Source organism: Acrocarpospora catenulata (assembly GCF_018476525.1).
GTDB classification, from domain to species: domain Bacteria; phylum Actinomycetota; class Actinomycetes; order Streptosporangiales; family Streptosporangiaceae; genus Acrocarpospora; species Acrocarpospora catenulata.
The window spans coordinates 23,099-32,298 of sequence record NZ_JAHCST010000087.1 but is presented as its reverse complement, the minus strand read 5'-3'; the positions used below and the strand labels follow the sequence as shown (position 1 = coordinate 32,298).

Sequence of the window (9,200 nt, the reverse complement as noted above, 5' to 3'; positions counted from 1 at the left end):
CCGGCTCCGCCGGGCAGGCGGAGGGCGCGTCCGACGGCTCCGCCGGGTTGACCTTCGGCCCGAGCTGGCTCCGCCGGGCAGGCGGATGGCGTGTTGGCGGCTTCGCCGGGTTTGACCTTGGGTCCCGGCTGCGTCGGGCTGAGAGTCGTCCGGGTCGCCGCGTTCGTCGTGGTTTCGGTTGTACTCGGCGTTGGGTGCACGTTTTCGCTGGTGGGGTCGTTTCTGTGGATACCGTGGTGTTCGCTCTGGTCGTGGTCTTCCTGTTCGCCGGTTTGGCCTTCGGTCCGAGTTGGCTCCGCGGGGCAGGTGGATGGCGTGTCCGGTGGCTTCGCTGGGTTTGGCCTTCGGTCCGATCCGGCTGTGTCGGGCTGAGAGTTGTCTGGGCCGCCGTGTTCGTCGTGGTTTCGGTTGTACTCGGCGTTGGGTGCACGTTTTCGCTGGTGGGGTCGTTTCTGTGGATACCGTGGTGTTCGCTCTGGTCGTGGTCTTCCTGTTCGCCGAGTTGGCCTTCGGTCCGAGCTGGCTCCGCGGGGCAGGTGGATGGCGTGTCCGGCGGCTTCGCTGGGTTTGGCCTTCGGTCGGACCCGGCTCGGCCGGGGCAGGTGGATGGCGCGTCCGCAGGCGATGATTCAGATTGCCGGGTTGCGTCAATGGAGGTGGTGTACGAGTTTCCGCTGGTAGCAGGCGTGGCGTCGTGAAATGAGGATGGCCATCGCGTGATCCTTCCGGTAGTGATACCAAGATCGAAGGAGGCGAATGCGATGGCCGTGAACGACAGGGTGGACTCTGCCGGCTAGTTGGCACGCGAACTTGAGACCAACGACCCGGACCTGTTGCGGTCCATGGTGAAGACGACGGCCGAGGCTTTGCCCCACTTCGTCTCCCCGCCTCGATCCCCTACCTCGACCCCCAGATGGAGGGGTTCTGGGGATCGCCCCTGTGCGGCCGACGAGTAGCCCCAGGGAACCAGCGCCAGCTCGCGACCATATACCGCGCCGCGTGGAGCCAACGCTCACCTACGACAAACACGACAAACACGACGAACGACCTGGAGGCGTGAGGCCAACACCCCTACCGCGGAGCCAATGCCCGCTTACCCAAACACGACAAACACGACAAGTGACCTGAAAGAGTGGGGCCGATGCCCCTGCTGTGGAGCCAATGCTCGCTTACCCCAAGATGACAAACGCCCTTGAGGTGTGGAGGTGACACCCCTACCGCAGGAGCCAATGCTCGCTTACCCAACCACGGCAAACACCATAACGACCTGGGGGCGTGGGGGGGCGGCGCCCCCACATCGGGGGGCTCGGGGGGTCGTCCCCCCGTGTGAACGACGAAAAGACCCTGAGGGAGGAAGCGCCAGCTTCCGACCACCCAGGGTCAGTCGTTCGTGGGGCTGGCGGGACTCGAACCCGCACCGGCATGATCCTAAGTCATGTGCCTCTGCCAATTGGGCCACAACCCCATTTGATTTTTTCCGGGCTGGGCCGGGTGCCGCCTATCTTACCGCGTCGGGGAGGGTCGGAGACACCCGGTTTTCCGGGGTTAGGAAATGCCCAATTCTTTTAGGAGGCGGGCTACGTGGCCGGTGGCTTTCACGTTGTAGAGGGCCTTTTCGATTTCGCCGTCGGGGGAGATGACGAAGGTGGAGCGGAGGACGCCGGTGATGGTCTTGCCGTAGTTCTGCTTCTCGCCGTAGGCGCCGTACGCCTGGTGGACGGCGAGGTCGGGATCGGAGAGCAGCGGGAAGGTGAGGGCGTCGCGTTCGATGAACTGCTGGAGTTTGGCCGGCTTGTCCTTGGAGACGCCGAGGACGGTGAAGCCCTGGGTGGTGAGCGAGCCGAGGTTGTCGCGGAAGTCGCAGGCCTGCTTGGTGCAGCCGGGGGTCATCGCGGCAGGGTAGAAGTAGAGGATGACGCGTTTGCCGCGGAGGTCCTTGAGCGCCACGTTTTCGCCGTTGGCGTCGGGCAGGATGAAGTCCGGCGCGGGGTCACCGGGTTGCAGCTTGGGCTGGCTCACTTCGCCTCCGCGGGCAAGGTCGGGCATATCGAGTGACGGCGGGATGGCTACCGCCGTGACGGCAACAAACTACCGGGTCGGGCGACGTCCAGGGTGCGGACCCGACCTGGCACACTGATCGAACACCGGTCAAATGCTGTGCACACCGCGCTCACGCTGGTCACAGACGACACGATATGGACAGGAGGGGATCGCCCATGGCGGACACCGATCCCGCCGCGCTGGAGCGGAAGATCGAGCGTACCCGCGCGGAACTGGCTCGTACGGTAGACGCCATCGCCGACCGGGTGAGCCCCAAGAAGGTCGCGGAACGGAACGTGGCCAAGGTGAAGGCCCAGGCCGGCCAGATGGTCACCGCCCTCGGCGACCTCGTCCTGGGGAGCAACGGGCAGGCGCCCGCCCCGTCCGTGAACGGGCATTCCCCGGAAGAGACGGACCAGGAGACCTGGGCGGAACCGACTCCGCTCAATTTCGCCCCCCTGTTGATCGGCGTGGGCGTCGTCCTGGCCGTGGGCGCGGCCATCGTGCTCACCCGCCGTCGCCGCCGCCGCTAGGGCAGATCAGAGGAACGTCTTGCCCTCGCCCCGATAGGTGGGAACCTCGCCGATCACGCGGTCGCCCTCGATGAGGTGGAGGACGGGGAAGTGTTCGCAGAGTTCGCCGGCCTTGGCGTGGCGGAACCAGACGCGGTCGCCGACGCGTAGGTCGTGGGCGGCCTCGCCGAGGAGCGGGGTCTGGACCTCGCCCGCGCCCTCGTCGGGGTGGTAACGCAGACCGGCGGGCAGGTACGGCTGGGGCAGCCGGGTCGGGCCGGGCGCGCCGGAGGCGGAGTAGCCGCCGCCGAGGACGGTGGCCACGCCGGGGGCGGGCTTGCGGGCCACGGGCAGCGCGAAGAGGGCGGCGGGGATACCGGTGAAGCCCCGGTAGAAGTCGAACAGACGCGGGTGGTAGAAGCCGGAGCCGGCGGCCAACTCGGTGATCGCCTTCTCGCCGGTGGTCTTCTCCAGGCTTCCGGTGCCGCCGCCGTTGACGAACTCCAGCTCGGCCACCTCCCGTACGGCCTGCACGATCCGGCCCCGGCGGACGATCAGTTCCCGCCGGGAGAGGCGCTGCATGTGGCGGACGGCCAGGCCGTACAGACCGGGTTGGCGGTCGCCCACTCCGGCGATCTGGCCCTCGTAGGCGAGCAGGCCGGTGAGGCGGACCCCTGGGCGTTTGACGACCTGGGTGGCGAGTTCGGCGGCCTGGTCGGGTTCCCGGATGGGGGAGCGGAGGGCGCCCGCGCGGAACTTCCCGGCCAGCGCCACGTAGCTCGCATCGATGTCCAGACATATCCGGATCTCTTCGGGGTGGCCGTGGAGGAGGTCCAGGTGGTCGGTGGAGTCGATGGTCAGAGTGATCTCCCGGGCGGCGCGCGGGTCGGCCCCCAGCCGGGCGATCGCCCCCCGGTCGGTGGTCGGGTACGCGACCAGGATGTCGGTGAATCCGCAGGAGACCAGCCAGAGCGCCTCATCCAGGGTGTACGCCATGATTCCCCGGAACCCGGGCAACGCGAGCACCCGGGCGAGGATCTCCCGGCTGCGGATCGACTTGCTGGCCACCCGGATCGGCTTGCCGCGGCCGCGGCGGACCATGTCATCGGCGTTGGCGCGGAGCGCGTCCAGGTCGACGAGCGCGAAGGGGGGCTCCAGCCCGGCGGTGGCCTGGTCGTAACGCGCTGCGGAGCCTTCGGCGGATGTCATGGGATCTCCCGGCATCACGGTCGGCGGCAGGGGACCCCGCGCCCGATGTATATGAGGTGTGTTCATGTTAACCGTGGAACCGGCAAACACTCGTGCCATCTCCCGGCATGATCGGGCAAAGGCGCGGGTGAGCCTCGCCGGGCGGGCGGCGCACGTGTATCCCTGTGTGACCATGAGCACCGTAGAGGAGATCCTGGCTCCCGCTCCGGCCCAGACCGCCCGCCGTGGGACGGCGGCTCGGCGGGCGGCCAGGATTTTGCGCCCGGGACGGGCCCCGGCGGGTGTCGCGGTGGCCGCGGTCACCGCGGTCACGGCCTGGTGGATCACCGCTGAGGTGGTCGAGGCTTGGCTGGCCGCACCGCGCGAATGGTCGCTCGCGCCCGGCCTGCTCGAACTGACCTGGCGGAATCCGGCGATGCCCTACGTGGCGGGAGCCGCGCTGGCGGTGGGGGCGCTGCTGGTGATCCTGGCCGTGATTCCCGGCCGGCCCCGGCTGGTGCCGCTGGAGACCGTGGAGGGGAGCGTGGTGATCGGCATCACCCGGCAGGGACTGCGCCGCACCCTGGCCGCCGCCGCGCTCGGCGTGACCGGCGCCGACCTGGCCTATGTGCGCCTGCAGAGCGGCCAGATCGAGGTGACCGTGGTGACCGACGCACGGCGTACCGGTGACCTGCTCCGCGAAGTGGGCGCCGCCGTGGGCGACCGCCTCCAGACTTTGGCCCTGTACGGACGCCACGAGGTCGTGGTGCGGCTTCGCCGGAGGAGGATCTGACATGCGTCCGCCGTTGGGAGACCGGATCGGGATCGGTGTGGCCGGGGCGGTGCTGCTCTGGGCCGGTGGTTACGGGCTGTGGGCGCTCCAGGCGCGGCCCGATCTGAAGGTGTTCGACCTGGAGTATCTGGCGGGCAGTCCCTGGGCGCGGTCCATCGGAGGCGCGCTGGTGGCGTTGCTGGCCATGGCGGCCACCCGGTGGCTGGTGCTCTCCCTGGGCTGGCGGCGGTACGGCTCCCGCGAGGGCACCGGTACCGCGATGCTCGGGGTGGCGTTGCAGAGCGTGGACGGCGTGGATCGGCTCCAGGTCCGGGTGGTCGGCGGCAGGCGTACCGAGATCACGGTACGGTGCCGGCCGGGGGCGCCGCTGGGGGAGCTGGCCCGGCTGCTCGACCGGCAGGCGGTGTCCCGGGTGCGCGGTGTCCTCGGCCCGTACTCCGCGCTGCCGGTCGTGGTCCGCCTGCACGTCAGGCGGCGCTGAAGCGGTGCCTACCGGCTCGCTTCCGGGTTCTGGCTGACCCGGTCGGCGGTGCGCTGCAGATGCTCGCGCATGATCGACATGGCCCGCTCGACGTCACGGGTGGCGATCGCGTCGATGAAGGCGCTGTGCTCCTCGGAACCGCGGTAGCCCATCAGCGGTGCCACCACCTGCGCTTCGAGCAGCGACATGAGCAACGGGCCGTGGAAGGACTGCACGAGCATCTCGATGGCCGGGTTGTGGGTGCACGCGGCGACCCGCACATGGAAGTCGGCCGACATCGACATGGCGTACTCACCGCGGTCGAGAGCCGTCTGGTGGGCGCGCACCATGTCGCGCAGCGCCGCGATGTCCTCTGTGGTGGCCCGCTCGACCACGAGGGGGACGATGCCGAGTTCGAAGACCTGCCGTGCCTCGGTCACCTCGGTCGCGGTGAGCGGGGAGAGGGTGATCAGATCGGCGAGGCCCTCGCCGATCTGCTCGGACGTCGGTGAGGTGACGAAGGCACCGCCGCGCGCGCCGACGCGGATCTCGATGAGCCCGCCGGCCTCCAGGACGCGCAGCGCCTCCCGGACGGTTACCCGGCTGACCCCGAAGCGTTCGCAGAGTTCGCGCTCGCTGGGCAGCCGGTCGCCGGGCTTGAGTCTGCCCTGCCGGAGCAGCGCCTTCACTTGGTCCACGATGATCTGCGAGGCACGGTTGATCGACACCGACTTGAACATGTCGGCGTCATCGGTGCCGGCAAGCTCAGCCTTCGCAGCTGCCATAACGTTCATTCCTCGTGTTCGATGGTCGTTCGGTCGCTGATGCGTGGAGCCTCCCAAGGAAATAATGTCATACCACTAGACCAAAGGCCGACCGAAGCGGCGACTACTGTTCGGCGCCCTCGAAGAGGTCCCGGAGGACGAGCGGACCGCCGCCGTCCAGGTCGTCGATCCGGGCACCGAGTTCCCGCGTGCGTGCCCGGCCGAGAGCTCGCCCGGCCAGGAGTTCGAACTTGCCGACGACGTCGTCGTGGGTCATCGGGTTCTCCGGCGTTCCCTTGCCGCCCAGCACGAAGGCCTCGAAGGAACGACCGTCCCTGGTCACGACCCTGGCGCGCATGGCCGACGCCCTCCCGGTCCTGGCGTGGAGGTCATTGGCCTCCTCGTCCTCGCGGATCTCCACGCGCCGGAAGGTGTCCAGCACGGCGGGGTCGCGCAGGATGGCGGTCTCCCACACCGAGGGATCGCGCAGGTCGTGGTGGAGGCTCACCGCCACGACGAAACCCAGGTGGTACTGGGCCGCCATGATGGACTCCGGCTGCGGTCCGATGGCCTTGGTATAGATACGCGTCGAACATCCGAGCTCGATCCGAGCTATCGCGGACACCGGCAGCGCGTGCTCCCGCATGATCTCGCCCACCGCGTCGACGCCGCTGCTGTAGCTGCCGCGTGCGCCGTAGGCCTTCGTCTCCCACAGGCGGATCTCGTAGCCGGTCCCGAGGCCGGCGGTGAGCGCCGGCAGGTCCGGCACCAGGGCTCCCGAGAAGGACCGGCAGATCCCCATGGGCCCCTCCAGCGACGAAGGAGGGGCGTCCATGCCCTCGGCGGCGAGCAGGGCGGAGGTGACCCCGCAGTACGCGGGCCACCCTCCCCCCTGCAGGCGTTTCACCATCGTGCCCCGGCTGTCATTGCTGAACTCCATCAGCCCTGACGCCATGCCGCCGGCCAGCCCCATGGCGTTGACCAGGCCACGCGCATCGAGACCGAGCACCTTGCCGGCGGCCGCCGCGGCGCCGAACACCGTCCACAGGCCGTCGATGTGGAAGCGTGGCCAGACCCGTCGCGCCGTCGCGCGGGCGAGACGGAAGGCGACTTCGTACCCGCAGACCACGCCGAGGATGACGTCGCGCCCGCTGCGGCCGTACTCCTCCGCGACCGCGACCGCCGCCGAGACAGTCGGTGCCCCGTTGTGAATGTCCAGGGTGGCGCAGCGATCGTCCATCTCGATGCCGTGCGCCGCCGTGCCGTTGGTGAGCGCCGCGTAGGGCGCGGACAGACGGGCCGGCGTCCCCCATACCGTGGAGCGCCCGGGGGCCGCGGTCGCTCCCGCCATCCCGGCGACCAGTTCTGACCACTCCAGCCGGCTCGCGAACAGTGCGACGCCGATGATGTCGCGCACGGAGCGTTTGGCCGTGTCGATCACGTCGGAGGGGAGGAGGTCCCAGGTCTGCGCCGCTGCCCATTCCGCCAGCAGTGCGGTGGCCGGCTCTGGGGTGCTCACGAAAGCTCTCCCGCCCCGGCGGACACGAACGTTCGAGAGTCCAGGCCCATGATGAGCTCCTCGATGCGGGGATCGCCGGCGGTGGAGAAGGAGCGGCAGACTCCGTTCTCGCCCTCCAGCACAGAACGGGGCCCGGTGAAGCCACGCTGTGCCAGCAGCGCCGCTGTCACCGCGCTCTGCGCCGGCCAGCCGTAGGACTGAATCCGTTCGAGGGCGAACGGACGGTCGTACCGCCGGTGTTCGGTGACGCCGCCCGACATGCTGCCGACGACGCCCAGGGCGTTGACCAGCTGGGCCCGGTCCAGACCCAGCGCGCACCCCGCGGCCACCGTGGCGGCGGTTGCGCCGTAGACGGCGATCCGATCGAACTGGGCGATGGATTCGTCGCAGGCCGCCGCCATCCTGGCCGCGCATTCGCGCCCCGCGACCACGGCGACGAGCAACTCGTCGTCGTCCGCGCCGGCCTGCTGCGCACAGGCCAGCGCCGCGGCGACGATCGCCACATCCGCGGTCCGGCCAGGACGGCCAGCCGCCGCCACCGCGTTCGCGAAGGCGGCCCACGGCGCGGTGATCAAGGCTCCGGTCGCCAGGACGGTCGCGGACCCCGCCCCGGCCACCCGTTCCCCGAGGGCCGCGACGGCTCTGGACGCGGGGTCCGCCGACGCGGCCTCGACGACCCGCCGCAGTGCGGTCCTCGCCGCCGAGACGGCCACAGCGGGAAGGCCGTCCCGGCCCAAGGTGGCGAAGAAGGCGGCCAGTCGCTCGGTCTCGTGCACCGCTAGCTCGCCTGATCCGGCCGGACCACGATCTCGTCGCCCTCGACGACGAACTCATGGGGGAACGGTTCCGACGTCCATTCGAGGTATTCCAGCGCCTCGTCGAACAGCGCGGTGCCGTGGGCCAGTGGCTCGGGCTGGGCGAGGCGGTTGATGTAGACGGGGATCAGGGCGACCCGGGCGACGCCGTCCCTGGTGAAGGTCATCTTGGGCAGGAGCGCGTGCTTGCAGTCCTTCGGGAAGGCGTAGAGCGACCCCTTGTCCCAGTACGGATCCCACCAGTGGAGGTTCCACATCGCCCTGGGGCGGCCTTCGAGCAGATTGCCCGTGGTCAGGAAGTTGCCGATGCTGTACAGGATCGCCTTGCCCCGGTACACCTCCACCCCCTTGATCAGGTGAGGGTGGTGGCCGACGATCACGTCGGCGCCGGCGTCGATGGCGGCGTGCGCCATCACCGGCTGGTAGTCGCAGATGGTCTTGGGGACGAAGTGGAGCCCCCAGTGCATCGACACCACGACGGCGTCGGCGGCTTCCCTGGCCCGGCGCACGTCCGCCTCCATGGCGTGCAGGTCCTCCATGATCGGTGCGGTGTGCACCGCGGGAGGAGTGCCGGGCTGGGACGATTCGACCTCGTACCACGTGCGGGCACGCAGGGTGGCGATGCCCGGGGTCGACCCCACCGCCTGCTGCCCGTCGCGGACCACCGAGCAGTAGCTCAGGATGGCGACCTTCACCCCGTTGGTCTCGACGATGACCGGACGCCGGGCTTCCTCCTCCGTACGTCCACCGCCGACGACCTTGATCCCCCACGAGTCGAAGAGGTCGATGGTGTCCAGCAGGGGTTCGGTGCCGAAGTCCATCGAGTGGTTGGACGCCACGGACGCGACGTCGATGTGGGCCGCCTTGAAGATGGTGGCGAACTCGGGATCGAGGCGGCTGTGGCTGCCCCGGGACTCCGTCTGCCACCGCGTGTACGAGCCGCGCGTCGAGTAGGTCCGCTCGCACTGCCCGAACCGGAAGTCGGCCTCCAGCAGGATCGGCAGGATCTTGTCAGCCAACCGGTCCACCGGCTGGACCACCGGCGCGATGTCCCCTCCCGCGATGAGCGTCAACGTCTCTTCTGTCGCCGTCATATCTGCCATTGCGTA

9 protein-coding genes and 1 tRNA gene are annotated in these 9,200 nt (G+C 69.4%); 3 read left to right on the top strand and 7 right to left on the bottom strand.

Annotated elements, in window-relative coordinates; genetic code table 11:
* Window positions 1-1,391: 1,391 nt before the first annotated feature.
* Together KIP79_RS43130 and bcp are read right to left on the bottom strand one after the other, a co-directional pair.
* Window positions 1,392-1,465 (bottom strand) — tRNA-Leu (locus tag KIP79_RS43130).
* Window positions 1,466-1,545: 80 nt separating this feature from the next.
* Window positions 1,546-2,019: a thioredoxin-dependent thiol peroxidase gene (bcp, locus tag KIP79_RS43125; protein ID WP_308170209.1), complete on the bottom strand. Its 474-nt coding sequence runs from the start codon at window positions 2,017-2,019 to the stop codon at window positions 1,546-1,548.
* A 197-nt stretch (window positions 2,020-2,216) separates the two neighbouring features.
* Here bcp and KIP79_RS43120 point away from each other — a divergent pair, with 197 nt between their 5' ends.
* Window positions 2,217-2,573: a DUF3618 domain-containing protein gene (locus KIP79_RS43120; protein ID WP_214110852.1), complete on the top strand. Its 357-nt coding sequence runs from the start codon at window positions 2,217-2,219 to the stop codon at window positions 2,571-2,573.
* 6 nt (window positions 2,574-2,579) lie between these two features.
* Here KIP79_RS43120 and KIP79_RS43115 read toward each other — a convergent pair whose 3' ends face one another.
* Window positions 2,580-3,761: an amino acid deaminase/aldolase gene (locus KIP79_RS43115; RefSeq protein ID WP_214110851.1), complete on the bottom strand. Its 1,182-nt coding sequence runs from the start codon at window positions 3,759-3,761 to the stop codon at window positions 2,580-2,582.
* A gap of 172 nt (window positions 3,762-3,933) precedes the next feature.
* Here KIP79_RS43115 and KIP79_RS43110 point away from each other — a divergent pair, with 172 nt between their 5' ends.
* Window positions 3,934-4,533, top strand: coding sequence for a DUF6286 domain-containing protein (locus KIP79_RS43110; RefSeq protein ID WP_214110850.1), 600 nt, complete (start codon window positions 3,934-3,936; stop codon window positions 4,531-4,533).
* Between the two features lies 1 nt (window position 4,534).
* Window positions 4,535-5,014 carry a hypothetical protein gene (locus tag KIP79_RS43105; RefSeq protein ID WP_214110849.1) on the top strand — a complete coding sequence of 160 codons (480 nt, stop codon included), beginning with the start codon at window positions 4,535-4,537 and terminating at the stop codon, window positions 5,012-5,014.
* 8 nt (window positions 5,015-5,022) lie between these two features.
* Here the strand turns inward: KIP79_RS43105 and KIP79_RS43100 are convergent, their stop codons facing one another.
* From KIP79_RS43100 to KIP79_RS43085, 4 genes are all read right to left on the bottom strand, one after another.
* A complete protein-coding gene (locus KIP79_RS43100) occupies window positions 5,023-5,778 on the bottom strand; it encodes a FadR/GntR family transcriptional regulator (RefSeq protein ID WP_214110848.1) in 756 nt (251 codons plus the stop codon).
* 103 nt (window positions 5,779-5,881) lie between these two features.
* Entirely contained in the window at window positions 5,882-7,276 is a 1,395-nt protein-coding gene (locus tag KIP79_RS43095; protein ID WP_214110847.1) for an MmgE/PrpD family protein, read from the bottom strand.
* Window positions 7,273-8,052 carry an MmgE/PrpD family protein gene (locus KIP79_RS43090; RefSeq protein WP_214110846.1) on the bottom strand — a complete coding sequence of 260 codons (780 nt, stop codon included), beginning with the start codon at window positions 8,050-8,052 and terminating at the stop codon, window positions 7,273-7,275. Before KIP79_RS43090 ends, KIP79_RS43095 begins: the two co-directional genes overlap by 4 nt.
* Before the next feature lie 2 nt (window positions 8,053-8,054).
* A complete protein-coding gene (locus tag KIP79_RS43085) occupies window positions 8,055-9,185 on the bottom strand; it encodes a CapA family protein (protein ID WP_214110845.1) in 1,131 nt (376 codons plus the stop codon).
* Between the last annotated feature and the right edge of the window lie 15 nt (window positions 9,186-9,200).

What these genes read in the sequence shown, in the direction of transcription:
- KIP79_RS43100 (WP_214110848.1), bottom strand. Translation starts at nt 5,778, where the DNA reads ATGGCAGCTGCGAAGGCTGAGCTTGCCGGCACCGATGACGCCGACATG.
- KIP79_RS43085 (WP_214110845.1), bottom strand. Translation starts at nt 9,185, where the DNA reads ATGACGGCGACAGAAGAGACGTTGACGCTCATCGCGGGAGGGGACATC.
- KIP79_RS43105 (WP_214110849.1), top strand. Translation starts at nt 4,535, where the DNA reads ATGCGTCCGCCGTTGGGAGACCGGATCGGGATCGGTGTGGCCGGGGCG.
- KIP79_RS43120 (WP_214110852.1), top strand. Translation starts at nt 2,217, where the DNA reads ATGGCGGACACCGATCCCGCCGCGCTGGAGCGGAAGATCGAGCGTACC.
- KIP79_RS43115 (WP_214110851.1), bottom strand. Translation starts at nt 3,761, where the DNA reads ATGACATCCGCCGAAGGCTCCGCAGCGCGTTACGACCAGGCCACCGCC.
- KIP79_RS43110 (WP_214110850.1), top strand. Translation starts at nt 3,934, where the DNA reads ATGAGCACCGTAGAGGAGATCCTGGCTCCCGCTCCGGCCCAGACCGCC.